We start from the raw sequence: 24,507 nt of genomic DNA on the forward strand, positions 1-24,507 counted from the left end.
ATGAACGCATTAAAAGTCGAGGACATTGAACTCGATATGCTGCTGGAAGCCATCTACCGCTATCGTGGAGATGACTTCCGCGGCTTTGACCGCCATGTGCTGATAGAAAAACTCAGTATCATGATGAAGCAGCAAGGCATAAAAACCTATTCTGCATTGCAAGACTGCATATTGCATGATCCCTTCCAGTGGCAGGCATTATTACGTAGTGTTCTACTATGTCCGCTGGCATTGTTTGGTGAACCCCAACGCCTGCAATTCTTGCGGAGTCAATTATCGCCATGGCTGCGCTCACACGCGCATACCCGGATATGGATTGCAGACTGTTCCAGCATTGAAGAAATTTATACCCTGGTTATCCTGCTCCAGGAAGAGCAACTATACGAAAAAACAGCGATCTATATAACCTGTTTGAACGAATCGCTTTTACAGGAAGTTGCAGATACCGGATTCCCTGTTGAAAAATTTTCTGAATATGAAGAGAATTATCTGCAATATGGAGGAACGGGTAAATTAATGGATTATTTTCAGGAAGAAAATGGTTATTTGAAATTGAAGGGACATCTGGAAAAAAATCTCATCTGGTCACAGTTCAGCCTTGTTACCGGTACTTCCTTTAATGAATTTGAACTGATCAGCTGCCGCAAGGCACTTCTCAATTTGGGTGTCGCCCTGCGTCACAGGGCGCTTCGCCTGTTCGCTGCCAGTCTCACGCCATTTGGCATGCTGGATGCAGAATTAGTCAGCTCTCATGGCGCCAGGACGGATATGGCCTGGCATTACCAGACTATCTCAGGTGAGTACGGCTTATATCGACATCAGCCCTGAGAGGTAGTTGTGAAATTAGTCTGGCGTTGTCGCTGAAGTACGGTCTGCTTCGCCAGCACTTTGAGGGGGGGGCTAGCCTGGGGCGACCAGCCATCTTAATTTACAAGACTCCGGCAATCGCTACTTCATCGCCAGCGATTTATTTCTGCCATTTTTGTAAAAGTTTAACCAGCGTCGCCTCGTTTTCTGCCAACCCGGTATGTTCTTTCATTGCTGCGCGCTGACAGGCATGCCACTCTTCTGCCAGCGTTCCTTCCATATATGAAATCGCTACTTGCGGATGGATATAACACTTGCGGCAAACTGCCTGGGTGTTGCCTAGTTTTCTGGCGACTTGACGGATGGCATCCACCAGGTTTTTACGCGCTGCCAATTGCGTTTCTGCTTCGCCAGTAGCTAATAAGGCTTGCACGGCAAATGTTGTTCCGGCCCAAGTCCTGAAGTCTTTGGCAGTAAAGTCGCCATGCGCGGCGCTGCGTATGTAGTCGTTGACATCAGTCGAATTAACCGCATGGGGCTGTCCTTCTTCATCAAGATATTGGAAGAGTGTCTGACCAGGAAGGTCGAGCATGGATTTGATGATGCGGCATAATTTAGGTGAGCGCAGGTTGATGCAATGTTGTACACCACTTTTTCCCCGAAAATCAAATTGAAGCTGCGTACCGTTCAGGTGTACATGCTTGCCTTTCAGTGTGGTGATGCCATAAGACTGATTGGTGCGCGCATACTCATCATTACCGATGCGCATGCTGGTATTTTCTATCAATGACACGACGGTAGCGATGACTTTTTCTCGTGGCAATCCCTTCATGGCCAAAGCCTTGCTTACCTCTTCACGAATCGATGGTAAAGCTGACGCAAACTGCAACATATTGCCGTATTTGGCTTCATCCCGGATACTGCGCCAGTTTTTATGATAACGATATTGTTTGCGTTGACGCGCATCCCGCGCTGTGGCCTGGATATGGCCATTTTCTTGTGGGCAAATCCACACGTCCGTCCACGCGGGTGGAATAGCCAGTGATTTTATGCGTGACAATACCTGGTCATTCTTTAATGGTTTTCCTTGCGGAGTGAGGTATCTGAAAGCTGTTTTTCCTGACCTGTTGATCACGTCTCTGCGTATCCCTGGTACCTGATCGCTGACATAAGACAAACCCGCGCTTTTTGCGGCAAATTGCGCATCGCTTTTAATTAATGAAACAGTTTTTTGACGTTTCATTACAGAGCTTCTAGCCGGATCTCGGCTTGCGGAAGTTAAGGATGTCATGTCTCAAGTCGATTTTTTGTTAGAACTAAGTGTGACGATAAATCAGCGTTGAGCAACGGTCTGTCAGATTTTGCGACGTCTGATAGTCAGACAGTGGCTAATCGAATTGCTGCGCAGAAAATACGGTTAGCACTTTTTGCAGCATGGGCGACACGACAGTAAATGCCTGGGTTTATCTGCAGAGAAGCATGCGGCCCAATACGCCTCCATCATGTAGGACAAGCCCCCAAGATTCTGCTAATAGCAATTTAATGCTTTACTTTCAAAAAACTATCGATATACTCCAATAAACATCCAAATACCATCCATATGGATGGCTAATTTTTAAATATGGTACAACATGACTGTCACGGACATACGGGCTAAAGCCAGCGATACAGAAAAAATCACGATCAATCTTGGTCTTGTCGATCTTGGCCAGGTTGACCTGCTGGTGCAGGAGGGATTCTATTCAAATCGCACCGACCTGATACGTACAGCGATACGCAATCAGTTGCTCGCGCATGCTGAAGTCATACGTCAGACTGTGATACGCAAGAGTCTGGTGCTTGGTCTGCAACACTACACGCGCGCCGATCTTGAAGCCGTGCGCGACGCCGGTCAGCGTTTGCAGATACAGGTATTGGGTTTGGCCAGCATTGCCGCTGATGTCAGCCCTGAACTGGCGTTGGCCAGCATTGAATCGATTTCCGTATTAGGCGCGTTCCAGGCCAGTAGCGCAGTGAAGACTGCACTGGCAGGCCGTATTCTGTGAATGAATGCGTCAGGCCAGATAACCCACATTGAAAGCACTACATGAATTTTAATCATAACCTGTTGGCGCGCATGCGCATGGCAGGTCAATCCTGGCGTGATGCCCAGACATTTGTCGGACCAGCTCAGGGCAGCATGCATCCTGATCAATTGCAAAAATTGACTGCCGTCACAGAGCTGATACAACGTACCCTGAACGATAATTTACCAGGCTTGGCCAAGACAGGCAGTCACACTGTATCTGATCAGACAAGTCCACAGTATGCAACTCAAAAACAGTCGCTGCATGACATCAACACCCCGCCAGAAAAGAAACGCGATAGTCAGCCGCAAGGTGATGTAGCGCATCAAGCGTATGTCATTGATGCGGAAGACTCTTCGCAGGAAAAGAAAAACGATCACAGCAATGCCGGGCGCTTCATTAGCGGCAGCTATGTCAGCGTTCATGGCAAGCGCAGCTATAAACTTTATATTCCCTCCAGCTATGAGGTGCATCCCGGTCAGGCCTTGCCGCTGATCGTCATGCTACACGGGTGCACACAAGGGCCGGATGATTTTGCCACGGGCACAGGGATGAACCTGATAGCAGAGCAACATCGCTGCCTTGTCGTCTACCCTGCCCAGGATCAGGGGGCAAACACCTCGAAATGCTGGAACTGGTTTAAGGCAATGGATCAGCAACGCGATCAGGGTGAACCCGCGATGATTGCTGGCATCACCCGCAAAATAATGGCTGACTATCATGTCGATAATCGCTATGTATTCATCGCAGGTATGTCTGCCGGTGGTGCGATGGCAGCGATCATGGCAGATACCTATCCAGAGCTCTATGCCGCAGTGGGGATACATTCCGGCCTGCCATTTGGTGCTGCGAACGATTTGCCGTCCGCACTGGCAGCCATGCGTGGTGCATCAAACCAGATTAAAACGCCATCCACGGGCGCAGCGATACCTATCATCGTTTTTCATGGTGATCAGGATCACACCGTCAATAGCAAGAATGCCGATCGCATCATGACGCGTTATCTCGACAATAGTCACTCATCAGCATTAAAGACGCAAAAGGAAAGCGGCAGTGGCAAGCAGGGGCGCCGCTACACACGTACCTACTATGCTGGCAACGACCAGGCGCAGAAAGCCAATCACAAGGTGACAAGTGCCGAACAATGGATCATTCATGGTGCTGGCCATGCCTGGTCAGGTGGTAACAGTCAAGGCAGCTTTACCGATGCTGCCGGTCCGGATGCCAGTCGCGAGATGCTGCGTTTCTTTCTTTCGCAAGCAGATAAAATTCAAGGTGCCTAGTTTGCAAAACCTCACATTCCCCTGACTCAGCATTGCGGACGTAGAAAGACAAATTGAAGAAAATGGGAAAAAATAAAACCTTATGCACGAATGCATAAGGTTTTATTGGATTTTGTATCGCTTGTTCGCAAAAAGAATTGCTTAGTGAAGTGACTCCATGATGCAATTCTCTTTGACATTTAGCCTGCTACTGCGGGAACAATTCAAGAGACACTTGCTTCAGACGTAGAGTTGATGTCTTCTGCGCCAGCTTTTTTGTAAATGTCTTTTGCAATTCCGGCACGGTCAGAGTTTTCGGTATGCACAGAGATAAGAACATTACCGCCGCGGATTTTTCCGTCATACAATTTTGCTTCATATTCAGGAATACCCATACCCACCAGGCCGCCAATGATGCCACCCGCTGCGCCCACCAATGCGGCGCCACTCAGTGCAGCCATGATAGGGCCGGCGGCAATGAAAGGACCCACACCTGGAATTGCCAGCGTACCGATACCTGTCAACCAGCCCAGTATCGCGCCCACGCCCATGCCAGCAACGCCACCGGTGGCAGCACCTTCAGGTAATTTGGTATTTTGCTCATGCGCAAAATCTCGTGTACCTGTCTGGTCTGGAAACAGGACGGAGATATCGCCACTTGAAAATCCTGCCAGTTTCAAATTATCAACGATGTTTTCTGCCTGAACACGGTTTGTTGCGATACAGTAGATTGCGGTTTTCATATGTACTCCTTTGGTAAATAAATTGTGTTATTACGTGCGTTATTGCGTGCGTTTTTGCGTGAATAATCTGTGTGTATTATTTGTTCAGCCAAGCTACACAAATTTAGTTGGTTTTTACATCCAGCGAATTATTAATAGAGCTGACACCTTTGACAGCCTGAACGATTTTTTCAACCTTCAATTTTTCGTCCGCTGTTTTTACCGGCCCACGTAAAGTAACCTTGCCGGCATCCACCATGATCTTGATGTTGTGCGCCATCATCGACAGCGATTTATCATCGATAACCGAGCGTCTGACAGCGGCAAGAAGATTGCGGTCCTCTGGGGAATTGAATTGATCTTCTGGCGTTTTGTTCGCGGCATACTTGTCACGGTGATTGATGGCCGTATTATCGACATTCGATGCACTCTTCCCTTCAACAACAACGGGAGGAACCGGATCCGCTGCATATACGTTAGCAGTCAATGCAGTCAAACTCAGCAGCGAAGTCATCCCAATCTTATTTAATATGCGTCCCATTAATTTCTCCTGATGAAGTCCGTTGCGGACAAGTAGCGATAGGTTAAGAAAATTATTACAATGCATCTGTACGGTAGGCCACATGCGACCGCAATGTATTGGCAGGCAAAAGATTTTCTCTTGTAAATGCTGGCTTGTAAGATGGACTTATTTCCAAGGACAACACATCGTCATTATTCGTTTGAATTCAGCAGTGTGTCTGGGGGTAATGGGATATTTTTAATTGGAAAATGCGATTGGAATGAATTTTTTTTTCAGGCCGGATATCAGTGCGCCGTAAGATAATTCCTTCAAATCAGGTCGCTGTTGTCCGACACTTTCCATGTGGTGGTTCTCAAGGTCATGCAAATTGCATCGTCGTATCGCTACCAGAAAATTCGTCACTTCTTTCGCTAACGCTGTAAAGAATAAAAGCAACCAGCTTGATTTTCCGGGGGGAGTCATTATGAAAATGTTGCCTTCTTTTCAGCTAAAAATCCAAATTCTTTGCCGTAAAAAAACATCAATCCGCGTCTTGCTGCATGAGAGATTTATGATGGCCAAAGCAGAAGAATTTTGCAAAAAAAGAGGTATTTGATGAAGGCAGTTTAACTGCGTGGCGATAGCCGATACACAAGTTCTGGTATGAACGCTCGCGCTATCGGCTATCAAGCCGGATAGCGCATGCCTTTGGCAAGTTCAGCCATACCAGATTTATTGCAAATTGGTATCTGCCGCAAGGTGCGATCCAGGCAGCCAGTGCAACCAGTGCAACCAGTGCAACCAGTGCAACAAGTGCAACCAGCTGTTTCCCGGGTCATTGTTACTGCATGAATGCAGGTGATTCTGACTCACTTATTTTCGGCAACACGCTGACGGAGTTTTTCTTCCTGCTCGCGCAATTCTGGCGTCAGTACTTCACCAAAATCATCAGCTTCAAACAATTGCCGGATTTCAATTTCTGATTCGCTCAGCATAGGATTGGGGCAACGTTTTACCCACTCAATTGCTTCGGCAAGGGATTTCACCTGCCATATCCAGAAACCTGCCACCAGTTCGTTGGTGGCAGAGAAGGGGCCGTCGATGACGGTACGCTCAGTTCCCGAAAATCTGACGCGCGCACCCTTTGAAGAAGGATGAAGTCCTTCGCCAGCCAGCATGATGCCGGCATTCACCAGTTCTTCATTGAATTTACCCATGTCTGTCAACAGCTTTTCACTTGGCATGACGCCAGCTTCAGAGTCTTTGGTTGCTTTGACGATAATCAGAAATTTCATCGTTTGCCTTTCAATGTGTCAGTAACAGGAAGGTACTTATTATCCGCAAGATCAGGTTTATTCTGTGTAACGCAGTTTTGGGGAAACAGGCTGCACTGTGCACCGCTGGCGTGCTGTCGGAACCATTGATCTCATGTGCGATTTAATGCGACATGAATTGCTCACGTCGGTTTTAAACGCTACCTTCTTCTGACCTGACATTCACCATCCACGAGACGCCAAAACGGTCAGCCACCATGCCGGACAGGGAGGACCAGAAGGTTTTTGCCAGAGGCATCTGTACTTTGCCGCCGTTGCTAAGGGCAGCGAACAGGCGTTTGGCCTCATTGTCGTCGTCGGCTTCAAGATTCAGTGTAACGCCCCTGATGTCAGGCTGGTTCAGGGTTTCAACACCGTCAGTAGCCATCAGTATTGTTTCGCCCAGACGAAATGAAGCATGCATGATCTTGTCAGGATCGGAGGATACCGCGCGCAGTGCCGGATCGGGGCTGTCTTTCCAGCGTATCATGACGATGAGCTCGGCACCTAGCGTCTCGGTATAAAACTTGATTGCCGCTTCGCTATGGCCACCAAAGGCCAGGATGGTTTCAACTTGCATGGCAGTTCCCTCAAATTGTTGCGTGACGGTCAACCCAGAAAACGGTAGATGTCATTCCGGAAAATGGGACAGCAGGTCAGCTGCTATCCCCTGATGTATCACTTGCCAGCCTGCACCACTGTCAGATGATGGACTGTTCGCCAGTTCACATAGCCGCTTGTGATGTTGTGGCCACGCAAACTGAACGGGATTATTTTACAAGTAAACCTGTGCGATTGCTTTGTTGTTTTTGAAGGCCCTTGCCTGGGGGTGAGTTATTGTTTGATTGCTTCGACAGGTATTGTCAATCGTATTTCATCGCTGACCATGGGAGCAAAATTGCCAGCGTTAAAATCTGTACGTCTGATCACGGTTGTCGCAGTGGCGCCGCAAGCTTCTTTCTTCAAGCGTGGATGTGGCATGCACTTGAATGACTGCACCGTCAAGCTAACTGGTTTTGTGATGCCCTTGATGGTCAACGCACCCTCTATGGCTGTTAGGTTGTCACCGTTGAAAATAAAACTGCTTGACTTGAAGGTGATGCTGGGCCACCTGGCGGCATCCAGAAAATCTTCGCCTTTGATATTTTCATTCAATTGGGTAACACCAGTATTGATGGATTGGACATCAATGCTGATGTCAGCAGAGCCTGTTTTAGCAACGCGGTCAAGAACGATGACACCACTGGCTTTGTCAAAGCGGCTTTGCTGCGTGCTGAAGCCCATGTGATTGTATTCAAAGCGCGGCAACGTATGGGTGGGGTCGATTTCATAAGTTTCTGATGCCGCCAGTGCAGTGCTGGAAAGAAATATACTGAAGAGGGCTGTGCTTGCTGTCAGAAGCAGCGTTTGTCGATAGGTATGCATACCATATTTCCTGTTTTGTGCCGGTGATGCCGGCCTGCGTTTGTATTCTGTTCGTATTCTGTTCGTACTCTATTAATGCTTTATTGGTGGCTGAGACGCAATTGCATGATCCAGCAACTCACACTGTGGAATCCAGTTCAAGGATGAAGTTGTCAATATGTGTCAGCGTCTGGGCAGGCTGTTCGATTTGCGGCAAGTGACCCGCCTCGGTGATCAGTTCGAACTTGCTGTTGGCAAAGGCTGCGGCGTAAGCTTTGCCATAAACTACACTGGCAATGCCATCACTTTCGCCCCACAGTACAAGAGTGGGCGTGGCAACATGCACGAGTTTTTCACGCAAGCCCGGCAGCATCATGCCTGCGCCACCATCGTAAACAGCCAGTGTAGCTGCATTTGCTGCCAGGACGGCCAGACGTTCTGGCGTAGGTGCAGGGGTATTGGCCAGTACCAGATCGGGATTGTGAGACGCCAGACGTATCATCTCAGGGCGCGTCAGCCCGGATACATCTGCCACCGGTGCTGCAGGCACTTCAATACCGACAGCGTTTATCAGGATGAGGCCCTTGATGCGTTGGCAGTCTTCGTTGCGCATATTATGACCGCTGTCAGCAAGTGCCATTTCTGCAGCGGTCCATCCACCCAATGACGCACCTATTACAATCACATTGCGCAGTCCAAGTACTTCCAGAAGTTGCAAATAAAACTTCGCCAATTCAGCGACGGAATTCAAATGGGCCGGACGTGGCGTACCGTCGAAGCCGGGATGCGTGGGCAACAGCACCCTGGCTTTTGCCGATAGCGCCTGCGACATGCCAAAAACTGTTGCGCTGCCACCGCCACCATGCAACAAAAGAATGGGCTGCCCCGTACCCGCATCACTGATTTTTGCCTGCCCGTCCATTTGCAGTAGCGTATTCATTGCCAGACTACTGTTCATCTTGCTTGCAAAAGAGTTGTTTTGTAAGGTTTCCATTGATTGATTCCCTGTAATTAAGGTTAAATAAGTAAGATTACTTATATAAGTATATTGATATTAAAGTTTGCTAAAAATATTTGCAAGGTTTTTATATAAATATCCTTATATTGAGTCGATGACCGCTTATTTGCAGAAACTGATACCAGTGGTTAAAAAATTAAAAGTCCCAATCATCGCGGCCTTGAATCAGGCTTGCATGAAATAGATACGGCATCATCCTGCTTAGAAAAACTTGTAATAAGTAAGGACGGAAATGCAACTTCGTTGACCCTTAAGTGCCTGTTAAAATTCTTTGATAAAGATCAACACATGCCCGAACTGCTATTCCAGTTTGTAAAAATACTGCATCTGCTTCTTACAGAAATTCTTGCGCACTCAACCTCCTCACGGGCAAAAAAGCATGCATGTGCAAACCGCAACCGGCCATGGTCAACAGCAGTTAACTGCGGGCGCGCGCATGGGCATGCAATTTGAAGCAAGCCAGCTCGCTTGTGTGAAGGGGCGCCGCCAGCTGTTTTCGGGTATCAACATCCGCCTGCATGCCGGCCATGCCCTGCATGTCAGAGGTAGCAATGGCAGTGGTAAATCGAGTTTGTTACGCCTACTCTGCGGCCTGGCTAGTCCGGTCGCAGGTGTTGTTCTATGGCAAGGCAGGCCCCTGCACAAGTTGAGAGAAGAATTTCATCTGCACCTGCTTTTTCTTGGTCATGCAAATGGCATCAAGGACGATTTGCTGGCCTGGGAAAACCTGGCATTCAGCACGAGTCTGGCGGGCAAGCCTTGTTCTCATGCGATGGCAGTAAAGGCACTGGATGCGATGGGCTTAAAGCACGCAGCGCTCTTACCGGTGGGACAGCTGTCGCAAGGACAGCGCAAGCGTCTGGCACTGGCCCGGCTGTATCTGCCGGATCTGCCACAACTGCTGATACTTGATGAAGCCTTCAGCGCACTGGATCAAAAATCGACTGCTGACCTGACCGCCATACTGAATGCCCACCTGCAACAGGGCGGCATGCTGATCTACACCACACATCAGGACATAGAATTGCATGCGCCCGTACATGAAGAGTTATGGTTGGGCGAACGCCCATGCTGAAACTGTTTCTGGCAGTGGTGAGACGTGATTTGCAACTGGCATGGCGACGTCGTTCAGATGTATTGAACACCATGATATTCTTTGTCCTCATCGTCAGCCTGTTTCCTCTGGGTACCGGTGCTGACAAGACCCTGTTGCAGGCGATTGCGCCCGGCATCATCTGGGTCGCGGCTTTATTGTCATCCATGCTGGCTGCGCCGCGATTGTTTGCCGGCGATTATGCTGATGGCACGCTCGAGCAAATGCTCTTGTCTGCCGAGCCGCTGGTTGTCATCGTCAGTGGCAAGATACTGGCGCACTTTCTCGTCTCTGGTTTACCACTGGTATTCATGGCCCCCTTGCTGGCGCTGCAATTTGATTTGCCTGCCGATGCGACAGGCGTGCTTTTGACCAGTCTTTTGCTGGGTACGCCCGTGCTCAGCCTCATTGGTGCGATGGGGGCGGCGCTGACGCTAGGCGTGCGGGGCAGCGGCGTTTTATTGTCACTGCTGGTATTGCCGCTGACCATACCCGTGCTGATATTTGGCAGCGGTGCGCTGGTGGCGCATGGTGCAGGTATCGACATCTCGGCATACTGGTATGTGCTGGCGGGCATGCTGACAGCCCTGCTGGTACTTGCTCCCGTGGCAAGCAGTTACAGCCTGCGCATCATGCTCGATTGAACCAGCAAGATACGCGTGTTGATGAAGCGGGGCTCTTGCAGTTTAATTCTCAACATTAACCGTTGGCGTCTGCTGTATTCGCAACATGCAGGGGCATATTCATATCTGAATTAATTCGCATACTTTTTTAAACGCAGGCGGTATATTCATATCGTCTTACATCTCTGAAGATTCATTTGTGCTCGCTTGACTGCGAGCATTTTTTTCGCAATTTTCTGTCGTATTTTCAAGTCATCTTTCTAACTGGCAATAGCATGAAAACTCTGAGCCTGGATCAATTTCCAAGTACGGTAAAAAGCGCCAGCTGGTTTGCGTTCGCCTCTCCACCGGTTTTTTATCGCGTGGCCGGAAAATGTATTCCCTGGCTGTTTGCCATCGCCGCCGTATTGACAGTGGCTGGCCTGGTAATTGGCTTTTTGCTTGCCCCTACTGATCAGCAACAGGGCGATGCCTACCGCATCATTTTCATACACGTACCAGCTGCCTGGCTGTCCATGCTGATTTATCTGGCCGTGAGTTTCTGGTCGGCTATCAGCCTCATATTCAATACCCGCCTTGCCGCCATGCTGGCAAGGGCGCTTGTGCCTGGTGGCGCGATATTTACTATCCTGGCTTTATGGACAGGCGCGTTCTGGGGCAGGCCAACCTGGGGTGCGTGGTGGGTATGGGATGCGCGCCTGACTTCTGAACTGATTCTGCTGTTCCTGTATCTCGGCCTGATGGCTTTGCAGGCAGCGATTGATGATACCCGTCGTGCCGATCGCGCCGGTGCTGTGCTGGCACTGATAGGGGTGGTGAATATCCCCGTCATCTATTTTTCCGTGAAGTGGTGGAATACCCTGCATCAGGGTGCTTCGGTCAGCCTGACTGCCGCGCCCAAGATGGCCAGCATCATGCTCAGCGGCATGCTGATCATGACGCTGGCGCTATGGACATATGCCATCGCCATTGCGCTGTGGCGCGTGCGTCTGTTGATACTTGACAGGGAAAGACATACCGTCTGGGTTCAGGCTGCGACAGGGGGGCAATCATGATCTGGCAAAGCTGGTCAGCTTTCATCGCCATGGGTGGCTATGCCTATTATGTATGGGGTGCCGTGCTGGTGTTTTTTGCAGCGCTCGCCCTGGAGTTATTCAGTTTGAAACTGGCAAGTAAAAAGCTGTTGCGTGAACTGAGGCAAGAACGGCAATACCATCCCGCAGAAAGCGGACCGCCATGAAAGCACGACACAAACGATTGATACTGGTGGCGGCCAGCCTGTCACTGCTGGCGCTGGCGAGTTTCTTTATTCTGAATGCATTTCAGAAAAACCTGGTGTTCTTTTTTACTCCGACCCAAATCAGCGCTGGTGAAGCGCCGTTGAAGCAGAGTTTTCGCGTTGGTGGCATGGTTGAAAATGGCAGCCTGCAAAGACTGGATGATGGCGTCACGGTACGCTTTCTGGTGACGGACACACGCAATACGCTGGCCGTCCAATATCGCGGTATCTTGCCGGATTTGTTCAAGGAAGGTAAAGGCGTAGTTGCACAGGGCAAGCTGGCGCAGGCCGGTGTTTTCATTGCCGAACAAGTGCTGGCCAAGCATGATGAAAACTATATGCCTCCAGATGCCAAATATGCGATAGACAAGGCACAGGCAAGGTCTGGAGTGTCTTTGCCATGATCATGGAACTCGGGCATTTCGCCCTGATACTGGCGCTGGTGTTTTCGGTATTGCAAATTCTTGTCCCCTGGCAAGGCATAACAAGGCAGCAGATTGCCTGGATAACGCTGGCGCGGCCACTGGCGGCTTCACAATTCTTTTTGATGCTGCTGTCTTTTGGCATCCTCATTGCTGGCTTTGTCGCAGATGATTTTTCCGTCAGCTATATTGCTGCGCATTCCAATACCCGCTTGCCACTGTTCTATAAAATAGCCGCGAGCTGGGGGGGGCATGAAGGTTCGTTGCTCTTATGGGTCTTGATACTGGCTGGCTGGGGTGTGGCTGTTGCATGGCGAGGCCGTGAATTACCTGAAATTTTCCTGGCCAGGGTATTGGCGCTGATGGGGGCGATCAGCCTGGGGTTTTTAAGTTTTATCCTGTTTACCTCCAACCCTTTTACGCGAGTCTTCCCGTCGCTGGCAGAAGGGCGTGACCTGAATCCTTTGCTGCAAGACCCGGGCATGATCGTCCACCCGCCCTTGCTGTACATGGGATATGTGGGATTTTCCGTCGCCTTTGCCTTTGCAGTAGTAGCGCTGATAGAAGGGAAAGTCGAACGGTCGTGGGCTCGCCAGGTTCGCCCATGGACGTTAACGGCCTGGACTTTTCTGACCCTGGGTATCTTCATGGGCAGTTTCTGGGCATATTATGAACTGGGCTGGGGCGGCTGGTGGTTTTGGGACGCGGTAGAAGACGCCTCTTTCATGCCCTGGCTGGTAGGTACTGCCTTGCTGCATTCGCTGATCGTCAATGAAAAACGCGATAGTTTCAAAAGCTGGACTGTGCTGCTGGCCATTCTGGCGTTCTCGCTCTCTTTGCTGGGTACTTTCCTGGTGCGCTCTGGCGTGCTGACTTCGGTACATGCTTTTGCATCCGACCCCAGTCGCGGCCTGTTTATTCTGGTTTTTCTGGCCATTGTCAGTGGTGGTGCACTAAGCCTGTATGCGTGGCGTGCACCGGCAATTCGTTCCAATACTGTGTTCGCACCTGTTTCAAAAGAAACGGCACTGCTCTTGAATAATGTATTGCTGCTGGTCGTTGCTGCTACGGTGTTGCTCGGTACGCTGTATCCCTTGTTTCTGGAAGCCCTGCAACTCGGGCGTATTTCGGTGGGGCCGCCTTACTTTGAAGCGACCTTCGTGCCCCTGTTTTTGCCGGTCCTGTTCCTGATGGCGCTGGCACCCTACCTCGCCTGGAAGCAGGCCAGACTGAAAACCCTGGACAGGTTTTTACTGATGGCCTTGCTGCTCGCCTTACTGGCGGCGACATGGTTGGCTTATCATTACAGCTTCATGTTTGGACTCGGCACAGGTCTGGCAATCTGGATATTGTTGGCTACCGCAGGCCAATTGTGGAAGCGGGTATATCAACCCGCCGGTGACGCGGCATGGTGGCAAAGCCTGCGCTCTCCTTCCCTCAGTTTTTGGGGCATGGTCATTGCACATGCTGGCGTCGCCCTTTTCACCATTGGTGTTAGCGCTGTGAAGAGCCTGGAAACCAGCGAAGACTATCACCTGCGGCCTGGTGAGCATATCGTGCTGGCAGGCTATGACATCACGTTCAAGTCACTGGAAAAAATAGATGGCCCCAACTACATCGCTGCCAGGGGGTATTTTGTCATCAACAACGCACAATCAAGTTTTGAGCTGAAGCCTGAGCGCCGCATCTATACCGCGCAAAATATGCCGATGACTGAGGCGGCGATAGATCGTGGCTGGCTCAGGGATGTCTATGTTTCCCTTGGTGAAGCCAGCAAAGACCAGGGCTGGATGGTCAGGGTGCAGGTAAAGCCTTTCATGAGCTGGATCTGGACGGGCTGCCTGGCGATTGCGCTGGGTGGTTTGCTGGCAGCGCTGGAGCGCCGTCATCGCCGCAGCACTGCGCCGGCATCACAACAAGTACCGGCGACTACGCAGGCTCTCCAGACGGCGGAGGCCGCATGAAACGCTACACCCTGCCACTCATCATTTTCCTTGCATTGCTGGCATTTCTTGCCGCTGGTCTGCTACTGAAGCACGATGAGTTGCCATCTGCCCTGATAGGTAAGCCGGCACCTGATTTTTCGTTGCCGCAAGTTGAGCAGAAAGCACAGTTCCAGGCATCAAGCCTGAAGGGCAAGGTGTGGTTATTGAACGTGTGGGCTTCATGGTGTGAATCATGCCGGCATGAGCATCCGGTGCTGTTGAAGTTCGCCAGTCAGCTGTCTGCGCCTGTCATCGGGCTTGATTATATGGACAAGGCAGAAGACGCCAGACGCTGGCTCAGCGATTTTGGTAATCCCTATCAATTATCAGTACAAGACATTGATGGCCGTGCCGGCGTTGACTATGGCGTGGTGGGTGTACCCGAGACCTTTGTCATCGACAGCCACGGCCTGGTTCGCTACAAATACGTGGGGCCGCTGACTGAACAGGTCGTGTTTGGCAAGCTGCAACCTTTGATTGATCAACTGCAACATGAGCAATAAGACTATGACTCAAGTTATCACCACGCTTATACGATGGATGCTGGCTATCAGCTTTATGGTGTTCTCGGCTGCTGGCCATGCTGGCGACGCTGCCAATGGTATCGCGGCGCGCAGTATTGATCAGCGCGTACAGAAACTGGCAGAAGAGCTGCGCTGCCTGGTGTGCCAGAACCAGACCCTGGCTGATTCCCATGCCGAGCTGGCGGTGAACTTGAAACAGCAAATCCGTGAAAAATTCCAGCAGGGACAAAATGAAAAAGAGATCACGAATTTTCTGGTGACACGCTATGGTGATTTTGTGCATTACCGCCCGCCAGTCAATTACCAGACCTTGCTGCTATGGACAGGGCCTTATTTTTTGTTGCTGGCTGCGCTGATCTTTGTGTTTGCACGCATCAAATCTGCTCACCGCCAAAATGAGAAAACTGAAACGAAAACAGCCGAACAGTATTTTCCAGAACCCCTGCTATGAGCATGATGATGACTTCGTTTTTCTTTCTGTGCCTGCTTGTGACACTATTGGCGAGTGCTTTGCCTTTACGGGTATTGTTGCTCAGTCATGTCGATAGTGTTAATGGCCCTGCTGCAAGTACAGTGCCGTCGAAACGCTTGTCACCGTTTCAGGTTTCCGGCTTGCTGGTGATTGCCCTGCTTGCTTCGGGACTCTTATATGCATTCCTGGGTAATGTGCATGCCATTACCCAACCTCAATTTGATCAGGACGTGAAAGCTGTGCCGACCACGCCCGGTATAGGACAGAAGCAGATCATTGCCATGGTCGATGGCCTGGCCGCACGCTTGCAAAAACAGCCTGACGATATTGAAGGCTGGCGTCGTCTGGCCCGTTCATACGAAACCCTGCGCCGCTTTGATCTCGCTGTAAAGGCCTACCAGCAATTGTTGCGCCTGCGCCCTGATGATGCCGACGTGCTCACTGATTATGCAGTAAGCTTGGCCATGAGCAGGGAGCAGAATTTATCTGGCGAGCCCGAGCAATTGCTGCAACGAGCGCTGGTCGTCAAACCCGGGCATATACAGGCGCTGGCCTTATTGGGTAGCGCTGCCTTTGAAAGGCAGGACTATCTCACCGCTGTCAGTGCATGGAAGAAAATCCTGGTACAGGTACCGCCAGAAGACGAAATGGCGATCTCGATTGCCGCCAGCATCAGCAAGGCCGAAAAGCTGGCTGCGCAAAAAACTAAAAGCCCCTGATACATAAGAAATATCAGGGACGCAGAACTGGTTTCAGCTTACTCATCCTGTAATGCACGGTATTTGTCCGCCTGTGATTTGCCATCGACAGCATGGGTTCTGACATCTTTGGTGATGGGCAGCATATGCGCGTTCCAGTCTTCCCAGTCCTGCTTCAGGCTGGCGAATACCTGTGGATTTTTCTGTGCCAGATTGGCCCTCTCGCGCGGGTCACGCGCCACATCAAACAAAAATTCATTGTCTGCAATTTTCAGGTATTTCCAGTCACCGGAGCGAACAGCTTTTTGTTTATTCGCCTTATAGCGCCAGTATAGTTTGCGGGCACGCGTCTCTTGCGTGCCCAGTATCACAGGCAATAGATTTTCACCATCGCTGGGATAGGCGGGGTCGGGTGCGCCACCTGCGGCTGCCAGCAAAGTGGGTAGCCAGTCCATGCTGATGGCAACCTGCTTGCTGACCTGTGCGGGCTTGATTTTTGCCGGCCAGCGCACAATGGCGGGCACACGTATGCCACCTTCCAGCAATTCTGTCTTTTGCCCGCTCAGTGGCCAGGTTTTTGAAAAACGTTCACCACCATTGTCACTCGTGAAGATAACGATGGTGTTATCAGTCAAGCCCTGCTCATCCAGGCTCTTTAACACCCGGCCTATGGCGGTATCCAGCGAGTTGACCATCTTGCCATAGGTTTCCAGGCTGCCGCCATCGAGGTGATACAGGGCCTTGATATCGCGCGATACCGCTTCATCTTCCGGTGCTTCCCAGGGCCAGTGGGGTGCCGTGAAATGCAGAGACAGGAAAAAAGGCTGGGCTGCGCTTTGCTGCTTCAGGTAGGCTATTGCGCGGTCTGCCAGCAAATCTGTGTAGTAACCGACCTTGTTGACCGGCACTTCTCCTTCAAACAGGCCATCTTTTGCCTCCGGGCCTACACCGGTTTTATGGGTAAAATAATCAATCGCTCCGCCATAATTGCCGAAGAAAATATCATAACCACTTTTCAAAGGGCTGAATTTGGGCAGGAAGCCCAGATGCCATTTACCAAACAGGGCCGTTGTGTATGACTGTTTTTTCAATAGCGATGGCAGGGTAGGGTGTTCGGGCGGCAAGCCTATGGTATCTGATGCGCCGGCAATAGGCTCTTCCAGCCCGCCGCGCAAACGGTATTGGTAGCGTCCGGTAATCAAACCAAAACGCGTGGCCGAGCATACTGCCGAATTGGCATAAGCCTGGGTAAAGCGCAATCCCTGTCTGGCCAGTTGATCAAGCTGCGGTGTCTGGTAATCAGTCTGCCCGTAAACACCCAGATCTGCATAGCCCAGGTCGTCTGCCAGGATAAAAATGATATTCGGCTTTTTGGTATCACCCACATTTGTTGCAGCATTGGCAGTGTCACTGGCGCTAATGAAAGAACTTAAGGAGAGTGCAGAAATGCTGCCCAGCATTTGCCGGCGTTTTTTATTGAAATGCATGATAGATGTAGGGAATAAAAAAAGCGATGCAAGCATTGTAGTTTTTAAGACGCTGCCAATTGCACAGTCTGGCAAGAATATCTTTGCATAAGCTCATGCAGTTTGAGGTGATGGTGTCGACAGATACAAAAAAACCGGGAATGCAGGGCTGCATCCCGGTTTTTTTTAGACATGAATATTTTCAGTTGACGCCAATATACGTCTGCAAATCCGCCAGCTTTACGGCCTTGGGGCCATGCAGGCCGGCAATCTGGTCGACATCCAGTTTCAGTTTTTTCAGGTTGTCATACAGATTGACCGAATAAGGGTTGGCTGGTACCACTGCTGCGGCATTCGCGGCTGGTGGATTAAAGGCATCGGCTTCGACCAGGATTTTCTCTGCTGGCAGATATACCAGGGCAAACGCATCGTTGTGGGTATTGCCAGCAATAGGATAAATTTCTATCGACCGCTTGCCATCACCCAGTACATGCTTGGTCTTAAAGGTATCAAAACGCGCCCTGGACCTGGATAGAGCCAGACGGTCAGGGTTCAGCTTATGCTGATTCGCCCAGATTTTCTGGTAGTAAGCCTGATTGACCTGATGGGTAACGATAATCGCGCCTTCATCGACATAGGTACGCAAGCCGCCGGAATGATCAAAATGCGCATGCGTATTGATCAGATATTTGATCGGTTTTCCGGGTATGATTTCCTTGGCTTTGGCAATCACGGCCAGCGACCTTTCTTCACTGAGCGGGGCTTCAACGATGACGATGTGATCAGCCTGTTCGATGGCAACACTGTTATGCGTGCCGCCAGTCAGGTGATACACTCCCTCAGCCAGTTTGGTCGAGGTAACCGTGATGGCAGGTGCTGCTGCGCTGCTGACTTCCGCAGGTGTGGCAATGTCTACCGGTGCGTTCACTTGCAGTTCAGCTACCTGAAGATCCAGAACCGGGTGACCACCTAGACTGCGAACGATGTGCGCCGGATATGGCTGTCCGCCAAAATCCTTGTACTGGCTGAATTTTGTCAGCAACTCGGTATCACCCAGCACCGGATTGTCTATCCAGGTCTTTACCTGCTCTAGCTGGTTATTCTTGTTGATAAAGCCGACATAGCGATACTTGCCATCTGCATTGAAGCTGACTTCTACGCCCGTTTTCAATGGTTTGGATGTCGCATTATTGGCCAGTGCTGCCTTGATGAAGCCATGTGGCGTCGACCAGATTTCAGCGCGCCGCTCTTCCAGGCTGGCACGTTGCTGGCTATAAGTGCTCGTGCCATTGGCCGCTACGCTGGCATTCCAGGCCTGTACACCGCTGACGTACTGATCTGGCTTTTGTTCGACTGCTGTCGGGCGTTCGCGTTTGGGATCAACGGTTTGTATGCGTGTGATCTGGACGCGGGCTGCGGCCTTGTCATAGTTGATGGCGGTCTTGTAGTTGCTGACATCAAATTCCGGCCACGCCAGGCTTGGTGCCGGTGCCTGGCCAAACTGAAACCATTTTCCTGTTCCTGCGATAGTGACAGACGCTGTATTGCCCGCATTGAGTGCATCTGCCGCGGCTTGCAAACTGGCAGCCTGTGCCTGGCCTGCCAGCAAGGTCAGCGGTAGCAGTGGCAGTAGTTGCAATAGTAGCCGTGGCGTCGTGATTGGTGTTTTATGCATATTGCTCCCCTATTGTTTTATTGGCGATGTCTTAGTTTTGGCTGACTTTGACCGGTTGATAAATCTGGTCAAACACACCGCCGTCAGCGAAATGGGTTTTTTGGGTTTTTGTCCAGCCACCAAAGGTGTCGTCTATGCCGAACAGTTTGACTTTGGCAAAGGTAGATGCATATTTTTTTAGGGCTTTGTCAGTCGTCGGGCGATAGTAATTTTTGCCTATGATGTCCTGGGCTTCATCCGTATATAAATAATTCAGATAGGCTTCCGCTACTTTGCGCGTGCCATGTTTGTCCACCACCTTGTCTACTACGGCCACTGGAGGTTCTGCCAGCACGCTGATGGATGGTGTGATGATCTCGAATTTGTCTGCACCAAATTCTTTTAGTGCCAGGTGCGCTTCGTTTTCCCATGACAGCAAGACGTCGCCAATACCGCGCTCAGCAAAGGTGACGGTTGAACCACGCGCGCCAGAATCAAGTACCGGTACATTTCTATACACTTTCTGTACATAGTCTTTGGCCACTGCTTCAGAGCCGCCCGGTTGTTTCAATGCATAGCCCCAGGCTGCCAGGTAAGCCCAGCGTGCGCCGCCTGATGTCTTCGGATTGGCCGTGATGACAGATACCCCTGGTTTGGCAATGTCAGCCCAATCCTTGATCCCTTTTGGATTGCCCTTGCGTACCAAAAAGACGATGGTGGACGTGTAAGGTGAGGCATTGTGCGGCAAACGTTTTTGCCAGGCCTTGTCCAGCAAACCTGCTTCAGCGATGGCGTCGGTGTCATAGGCCAGGGCCAGTGTCACCACATCGGCATCCAGCCCATCAATCACTGTGCGGGCCTGCTTGCCTGAGCCACCGTGAGATTGTTTGAATGTCAGTGTGTCGCCATTCTTTGCCTTCCACTGTTTGGCAAAAGCCTGATTGATATCCTGATACAGCTCACGGGTAGGGTCATACGATACGTTGAGTATGGTGATATCAGCGGCCGTAGCGGCTTGCGCGAGCGTACCCAGTATCAAGGCAGAGATCGCCAATTTCTTGAACAGCATGGAAAATCCTTTCTAATCGTTGTCAATGTATGTTGAGGTATGTCTATATATGTTTATGTAAAATGAATATTGAAAACAGGGGCGAACCTAACCGCCAGTGGGGGCAGTCAACACAGACAGCTTGCTGACACCAGATTTTTGTATGGTCGCCATGACTTTGGCGACCGAGCGATAAGGCACACCTTCATCCGCTTGCAGGCTGAGTGCCAGGTCAGGGCTGCTGCTGACTTGTGATTTCAATTCTGCTTCCAGCGCATCCTGTGCAATTTCACGCTTGTCGATAAATATCTTGTTGGCCGCATCGATGCTGACAGTGACTGACCTGGTATTGTCAGGTGTCGAGGTCGCTGCGGTCTTGGGCAGGTTGATGCGCACGGCGTTGTTGAGCAAGGGTGCGGTGATGATGAAGGTCACCAGCAGCACCAGCATCACATCCACCAGCGGCGTGATATTGATTTCGCTGACGACATCGCCGCGATCATTTCCAGTGGAGAAGGCCATTATGCGAGTGCTCCTGCAACGGGAAGATCATGGCTTGGTGAAACTTTGTTGGCTTCAACAGCCTTGCTGGCAGACTTGCTCACACGGAAAGCGTTCTTCTGTGCCAGGTTCACGAAGTCAGTTGCATAACTGTCGAGTTCTGCTGCTGTTACCTTGAGGCGGCGTATATAAAAATTGTAGGCAAGCACAGCAGGCACGGCAACCGCGATGCCTACGCCAGTGGCGACCAGTGCTTCACCTATCGGACCTGCAACTACATCGATGCTTGCTGAAGCATTTTTACCTATGGCACTGAGCGCATGAATAATGCCGAATACAGTGCCAAACAAGCCGACGAAAGGAGCGGTACTGCCTATGGATGCCAGCACTGCCAGGCCACTTTCCAGTGACTGGTATTCTTTCTGGATTTGCTGGCGCAAATGGCGTTCGAGCAATTCCTGTCTGTCCCAGCTATGTTCGAGATCATGTCCCCCACCATTTTTTTCATTCACATACAGGGCGCCAAAGCCCACTTGTGCCAGACGGGATTTCGGGCTGGCTTCATTGGCGATGGTCGTGGCAGCGTCGAGACTCGTGGCACTCCAGAATTTTTTGGCAAACAATTTATCCTGCTTGGATAAACGCCAGTGCTGCACAGCTTTGGCAAAGATCAGTATCCAGGTGATGACCGAGAACAGCAGCAAGGCATACAGGGACGCTTGGACGATAAGATTTAAATAGGTGTCATTCATGATGAGATCTCTTTACAGTTTAAAAATAAGGGGAACATGGACCCAGCCATCTATTGGCGTTTGCCCGCGTTTTGCAGGCTGGAAAACCCAGGACGTGACAGCCTTGATGGCTGCTTCGTCGAGTATCTGGTGACTGCTGGATTTGGCGATCTGGATATTGTCAGGATGCCCGCTGGCAAGCACATGCACTTTCAGTGTGACCTGGCCTTCCAGTCCACGGCGTTGCGCTACCGGAGGGTAATTCGGTGCAGGGTTTTGCAGATAACCTGCGTAGCCTTTTGGCTCTGTCACTGTTTCCACCGGTGCTGGTGCAGGCGGGGCCGGAGGCGCTGGTGGGGCTGCCACTGCAACGGCCACAGTATTTGTACTGGGCGCACTTTCAACTGGTGTATTCACCACGGGGAGCTTATCTGGTGCTGGTGTCCGTACCTGGGCAAGCTGCGGTTTGATCTGCGGTTGCAATTTTGGTTTGATTTCAGGTGGCGGCGGTGGCGGTGGTAATTCCTTCGCAGGTGGAGATGCAATTTCTATACTGAGCGGTACTATTTTCGCCTTTTCTACCGGTGTAACATTGATGGGTTGATGCAGGCCATATACCAAGGCCAGATGTATGCCGGCGACCGCCAGGATCAGTGCATTCAGGCTCCAGCGAAACCCGCCAGATTTATCTTGTGCAGGTAGCGCAACGCTGGCCTGCGCGGGTGGTAATTCTCGCGCTACCTTTACTTTGGGTGCTGGCCGTGTCGATCTTCTTGCGGCAGATTTACGCAAGAAAAAGTCACTGCTTTCAAAAGTCATGCTAGTCATGTTTTCACCTTTCTATGGAAGAGAAATCACCTGGAATGCGCGGTTTTTGCATATGCACTACAGGCAAAATTTCTACAGGATTTACAATGGACATTGCACGAAGTGTGCCAGTCAATTTGCTGAAAATTTGGCCTGTTTTTAGATGGCAATGCTGGTAATGCAGCTATGCAATCCTTAAGAGCTGCTGCAATTTCAACAGCCTGCTGATGCTGATGCATGACAATTGAAATATGTGCATCTGCGTCCGAAAAATTGAATAAGTAAATGCGGTTTTTCAATAAAAAAGCTGCCTCTTCCAGCAGCTTTCTTTGAAACATACATTCACAAGAATGCACTCACCAGGCCGGTTTTTTCTGTGCTGTTTCCTGAGCCGTTGCGTGTGAAAGATGCGCGCCATTGACCACATAAACCGCCAGTCCCGCCAGTATCAGTGACACGGTGAGCGCCAGCCATCTTGTCTTGCCAGGCGCAGCTGGTTTGACTTCCTGGTCGACTTCTTTCCAGCCTGTCAGCATGGGCTTGAGCAGATTCTGTTTCTTGATACGTACGTACCAGAAAATCGCGAGGACATGCAAATCGATCAGCGCCAGCAAGACATAAATACTTTGCTTATGAAAGTTCGTCAGCAAGGCCGCTGTTTTTTCACTGACGCTCGAAAAGAGAGGGCCGGTAAAATCAATATCGTTGTTGCTGAACAAGCCGGTTCCGGCCTGTACGGCAGCAGCCAGCAATAATGCAAATACCGAAATGGCACCTATCGGGTTATGACCAGGTTCTGTCCATAGACCAGAAAAAAACAGGCGAATTTTTTTTACAGACGGAAAAAATTACTGAAGCGTACATAGGATGTACCGACAAATCCCCATGCCAGCCGAAAGCTCAGCAATCCCACAATAGCCAGTCCAGCCTTGGCATGCAGATTCATCCAGTTGCCGCCGACAAAGCCGGTGACGGTGGCGGTGGTGATGGCCAGCACCAGCAACCAGTGAAACAGGCGCAATGGCAAATCCCATAGCAGGATGCGCTTTTTATGGCTGCTCACTGCATTGATCTCAGTATTGATGGTATTCACAGAGGTAGCCGGGTTGGCAGAGCTGGCGGAAGTAATAGATGAGGGCATGCTGTGGTCGTTCCTGTAATCGTCGATCCAATTACCAGTCTTTTTTCACTGCCGCAGTGGCGACGGTTGCCGTCGCTGCATTGGTCGTATTGGCGGCATTGCGTGGCGGTGGCACTGCTACTTTCGTGATGGTGCCGCCCTGTGATTCATAGTCTTCAGAGCCGGTGGCGCCTGCAACAATAAAGCCTTTGGATGCAAGCAGATCACCGGCCGCACCTGCACGTACGGCGTGATTGGATACAGTCAGTATCACCCGGTCTTTTGGTATGTAAGCCAGGCTTTTTTCCAGCTCCTTGTTCTGGATATTCAAATACACGGGAAAGCTGCCCTTGGCCGTTAATTCATCAGGGCGACGCACATCAATGACGACCAGTTTCTCAGGCTTGGCCAGCAGGGCATCCACTTCGTTGCGTTCCAGGCGTTTGGTTTTGTATTTCCATTCCTGTGCAGGAGCGGCACCGGCAATCGGTGTCGCTGCCTGTTGGGCCATTGCAGTTGCGGCAGCAACGCTGAGGAAAAGGGCGATGAGGTTTTTACGTTGGATCATGTTGGACTTTCAATGTGTGAAGTAAAAAGTAGCAAGAGCTTAACAAGAGCGGGGCAAGTGAAAACAATAGTTCTTGCCATACTGTGCAACTACTATGCCAGCCCTGTTCTGTATTAGTATGGCTCTGTCAGCGAGGTCGGAAGGGATGGCGCAAGTTGCTTAGGCAACACACACTGATGCATATCCAGCAGTACGCCCAGCGCAGGCTGTTCAGGTGCCAGCAGCAACCGGAATATGCATATGCGATGGCATGCCTGATATGCAGCAAATTTTCTGCTGTATCCGCAGCAAATTTGATTCATGTCGCTGGCAGATGACTGGTATTCAACATGGGAGAGAGAGCGGCGATGGATGAATTTTGGAGAAATGGAAATTCAGGAAAAAATGGCTGAGAGCCTTGTTTTATAAAGGGATGAGAAACA

The 24,507-nt window shown here is 50.6% G+C and carries 30 protein-coding genes; 13 read left to right on the forward strand and 17 right to left on the reverse strand.

The annotated features are described in order from the left end of the window. Positions 1–828, forward strand: a complete 828-nt coding sequence (locus ACO0LH_RS14500) for a CheR family methyltransferase (RefSeq protein WP_422941813.1) — start codon at positions 1–3, stop codon at positions 826–828. Positions 829–967: 139 nt separating this feature from the next. On the opposite strand, the gene ACO0LH_RS14505 is transcribed toward ACO0LH_RS14500, so the two are convergent. Then, complete coding sequence (locus ACO0LH_RS14505; protein ID WP_422941814.1) at positions 968–2,050, reverse strand: DNA topoisomerase IB; 1,083 nt, start codon at positions 2,048–2,050, stop codon at positions 968–970. Between the two features lie 388 nt (positions 2,051–2,438). On the opposite strand from ACO0LH_RS14505, the gene ACO0LH_RS14510 reads away from it, so the two are divergent. Beyond that, positions 2,439–2,852, forward strand: coding sequence for a CopG family transcriptional regulator (locus ACO0LH_RS14510; RefSeq protein WP_422941815.1), 414 nt, complete (start codon positions 2,439–2,441; stop codon positions 2,850–2,852). Positions 2,853–2,893: 41 nt separating this feature from the next. After that, positions 2,894–4,156, forward strand: a complete 1,263-nt coding sequence (locus ACO0LH_RS14515; protein ID WP_422941816.1) for an alpha/beta hydrolase family esterase — start codon at positions 2,894–2,896, stop codon at positions 4,154–4,156. Between the two features lie 203 nt (positions 4,157–4,359). On the opposite strand, the gene ACO0LH_RS14520 is transcribed toward ACO0LH_RS14515, so the two are convergent. Both ACO0LH_RS14520 and ACO0LH_RS14525 read right to left on the reverse strand, forming a co-directional pair. Next, a complete protein-coding gene (locus tag ACO0LH_RS14520; protein WP_422941817.1) occupies positions 4,360–4,878 on the reverse strand; it encodes a hypothetical protein in 519 nt (172 codons plus the stop codon). Between the two features lie 103 nt (positions 4,879–4,981). Beyond that, complete coding sequence (locus tag ACO0LH_RS14525) at positions 4,982–5,398, reverse strand: BON domain-containing protein (RefSeq protein WP_422941818.1); 417 nt, start codon at positions 5,396–5,398, stop codon at positions 4,982–4,984. Positions 5,399–5,747: 349 nt separating this feature from the next. Between ACO0LH_RS14525 and ACO0LH_RS14530 the strand changes: the two genes are divergently transcribed. Further along, positions 5,748–5,975, forward strand: coding sequence for a hypothetical protein (locus ACO0LH_RS14530; RefSeq protein ID WP_422941819.1), 228 nt, complete (start codon positions 5,748–5,750; stop codon positions 5,973–5,975). A 253-nt stretch (positions 5,976–6,228) separates the two neighbouring features. Here the strand turns inward: ACO0LH_RS14530 and ACO0LH_RS14535 are convergent, their stop codons facing one another. From ACO0LH_RS14535 to ACO0LH_RS14550, 4 genes are all read right to left on the reverse strand, one after another. Further along, entirely contained in the window at positions 6,229–6,654 is a 426-nt protein-coding gene (locus ACO0LH_RS14535) for a YciI family protein (RefSeq protein WP_422941820.1), read from the reverse strand. Positions 6,655–6,826: 172 nt separating this feature from the next. Continuing rightward, complete coding sequence (locus ACO0LH_RS14540) at positions 6,827–7,252, reverse strand: VOC family protein (protein ID WP_422941821.1); 426 nt, start codon at positions 7,250–7,252, stop codon at positions 6,827–6,829. 254 nt (positions 7,253–7,506) lie between these two features. Beyond that, positions 7,507–8,097 (reverse strand): YceI family protein, encoded by a 591-nt coding sequence (locus ACO0LH_RS14545; RefSeq protein ID WP_422941822.1) that lies wholly within the window; start codon positions 8,095–8,097, stop codon positions 7,507–7,509. A 118-nt stretch (positions 8,098–8,215) separates the two neighbouring features. After that, a complete protein-coding gene (locus ACO0LH_RS14550; protein ID WP_422941823.1) occupies positions 8,216–9,070 on the reverse strand; it encodes an alpha/beta fold hydrolase in 855 nt (284 codons plus the stop codon). Between the two features lie 403 nt (positions 9,071–9,473). On the opposite strand from ACO0LH_RS14550, the gene ccmA reads away from it, so the two are divergent. The 9 genes from ccmA to ACO0LH_RS14595 all read left to right on the forward strand — a co-directional run bounded on the left by ccmA (position 9,474) and on the right by ACO0LH_RS14595 (position 16,211). Beyond that, positions 9,474–10,169 (forward strand): cytochrome c biogenesis heme-transporting ATPase CcmA, encoded by a 696-nt coding sequence (gene ccmA, locus ACO0LH_RS14555; protein ID WP_422941824.1) that lies wholly within the window; start codon positions 9,474–9,476, stop codon positions 10,167–10,169. Beyond that, on the forward strand, positions 10,163–10,831 hold the full coding sequence (ccmB, locus tag ACO0LH_RS14560) for a heme exporter protein CcmB (RefSeq protein ID WP_422941825.1): 669 nt from the start codon (positions 10,163–10,165) through the stop codon (positions 10,829–10,831). Before ccmA ends, ccmB begins: the two co-directional genes overlap by 7 nt. A gap of 254 nt (positions 10,832–11,085) precedes the next feature. Next, a complete protein-coding gene (gene ccmC, locus ACO0LH_RS14565) occupies positions 11,086–11,865 on the forward strand; it encodes a heme ABC transporter permease CcmC (protein ID WP_422941826.1) in 780 nt (259 codons plus the stop codon). After that, complete coding sequence (ccmD, locus tag ACO0LH_RS14570; protein WP_422941827.1) at positions 11,862–12,050, forward strand: heme exporter protein CcmD; 189 nt, start codon at positions 11,862–11,864, stop codon at positions 12,048–12,050. Before ccmC ends, ccmD begins: the two co-directional genes overlap by 4 nt. Next, positions 12,047–12,493, forward strand: coding sequence for a cytochrome c maturation protein CcmE (ccmE, locus tag ACO0LH_RS14575; protein WP_422941828.1), 447 nt, complete (start codon positions 12,047–12,049; stop codon positions 12,491–12,493). Before ccmD ends, ccmE begins: the two co-directional genes overlap by 4 nt. Beyond that, positions 12,490–14,475: a heme lyase CcmF/NrfE family subunit gene (locus ACO0LH_RS14580; protein WP_422941829.1), complete on the forward strand. Its 1,986-nt coding sequence runs from the start codon at positions 12,490–12,492 to the stop codon at positions 14,473–14,475. The genes ccmE and ACO0LH_RS14580 overlap by 4 nt, the downstream gene beginning before the upstream one ends. Next, positions 14,472–14,999 (forward strand): DsbE family thiol:disulfide interchange protein, encoded by a 528-nt coding sequence (locus ACO0LH_RS14585; protein WP_422941830.1) that lies wholly within the window; start codon positions 14,472–14,474, stop codon positions 14,997–14,999. Before ACO0LH_RS14580 ends, ACO0LH_RS14585 begins: the two co-directional genes overlap by 4 nt. Positions 15,000–15,003: 4 nt before the next feature. Beyond that, positions 15,004–15,471 carry a cytochrome c-type biogenesis protein gene (locus ACO0LH_RS14590; protein ID WP_422941831.1) on the forward strand — a complete coding sequence of 156 codons (468 nt, stop codon included), beginning with the start codon at positions 15,004–15,006 and terminating at the stop codon, positions 15,469–15,471. Next, positions 15,468–16,211 carry a tetratricopeptide repeat protein gene (locus ACO0LH_RS14595; protein ID WP_422941832.1) on the forward strand — a complete coding sequence of 248 codons (744 nt, stop codon included), beginning with the start codon at positions 15,468–15,470 and terminating at the stop codon, positions 16,209–16,211. Before ACO0LH_RS14590 ends, ACO0LH_RS14595 begins: the two co-directional genes overlap by 4 nt. A 38-nt stretch (positions 16,212–16,249) precedes the next feature. Here the strand turns inward: ACO0LH_RS14595 and ACO0LH_RS14600 are convergent, their stop codons facing one another. The 10 genes from ACO0LH_RS14600 to ACO0LH_RS14645 all read right to left on the reverse strand — a co-directional run bounded on the left by ACO0LH_RS14600 (position 16,250) and on the right by ACO0LH_RS14645 (position 24,085). After that, positions 16,250–17,677 carry a sulfatase-like hydrolase/transferase gene (locus tag ACO0LH_RS14600; RefSeq protein WP_422941833.1) on the reverse strand — a complete coding sequence of 476 codons (1,428 nt, stop codon included), beginning with the start codon at positions 17,675–17,677 and terminating at the stop codon, positions 16,250–16,252. A gap of 181 nt (positions 17,678–17,858) precedes the next feature. Further along, on the reverse strand, positions 17,859–19,331 hold the full coding sequence (locus ACO0LH_RS14605) for an MBL fold metallo-hydrolase (protein WP_422941834.1): 1,473 nt from the start codon (positions 19,329–19,331) through the stop codon (positions 17,859–17,861). A gap of 31 nt (positions 19,332–19,362) precedes the next feature. Then, positions 19,363–20,376, reverse strand: a complete 1,014-nt coding sequence (locus tag ACO0LH_RS14610; RefSeq protein ID WP_422941957.1) for a sulfate ABC transporter substrate-binding protein — start codon at positions 20,374–20,376, stop codon at positions 19,363–19,365. 90 nt (positions 20,377–20,466) lie between these two features. Further along, positions 20,467–20,880, reverse strand: a complete 414-nt coding sequence (locus ACO0LH_RS14615) for an ExbD/TolR family protein (RefSeq protein ID WP_422941835.1) — start codon at positions 20,878–20,880, stop codon at positions 20,467–20,469. Next, on the reverse strand, positions 20,880–21,611 hold the full coding sequence (locus ACO0LH_RS14620; protein WP_422941836.1) for a MotA/TolQ/ExbB proton channel family protein: 732 nt from the start codon (positions 21,609–21,611) through the stop codon (positions 20,880–20,882). Before ACO0LH_RS14620 ends, ACO0LH_RS14615 begins: the two co-directional genes overlap by 1 nt. Positions 21,612–21,623: 12 nt before the next feature. Beyond that, complete coding sequence (locus tag ACO0LH_RS14625; RefSeq protein WP_422941837.1) at positions 21,624–22,418, reverse strand: TonB family protein; 795 nt, start codon at positions 22,416–22,418, stop codon at positions 21,624–21,626. A gap of 26 nt (positions 22,419–22,444) precedes the next feature. Then, positions 22,445–22,735: a hypothetical protein gene (locus ACO0LH_RS14630; RefSeq protein WP_422941838.1), complete on the reverse strand. Its 291-nt coding sequence runs from the start codon at positions 22,733–22,735 to the stop codon at positions 22,445–22,447. Between the two features lie 18 nt (positions 22,736–22,753). Beyond that, entirely contained in the window at positions 22,754–23,149 is a 396-nt protein-coding gene (locus ACO0LH_RS14635) for a cytochrome b/b6 domain-containing protein (protein ID WP_422941839.1), read from the reverse strand. Positions 23,150–23,229: 80 nt separating this feature from the next. After that, positions 23,230–23,538 (reverse strand): cytochrome b/b6 domain-containing protein, encoded by a 309-nt coding sequence (locus tag ACO0LH_RS14640; protein ID WP_422941840.1) that lies wholly within the window; start codon positions 23,536–23,538, stop codon positions 23,230–23,232. A gap of 31 nt (positions 23,539–23,569) precedes the next feature. Then, entirely contained in the window at positions 23,570–24,085 is a 516-nt protein-coding gene (locus ACO0LH_RS14645; protein WP_422941841.1) for a rhodanese-like domain-containing protein, read from the reverse strand. Positions 24,086–24,507 lie beyond the last annotated feature (422 nt).

Origin of the sequence: Undibacterium sp. TJN19, assembly GCF_049339485.1 — a bacterium.
Lineage (GTDB): Bacteria > Pseudomonadota > Gammaproteobacteria > Burkholderiales > Burkholderiaceae_D > Undibacterium.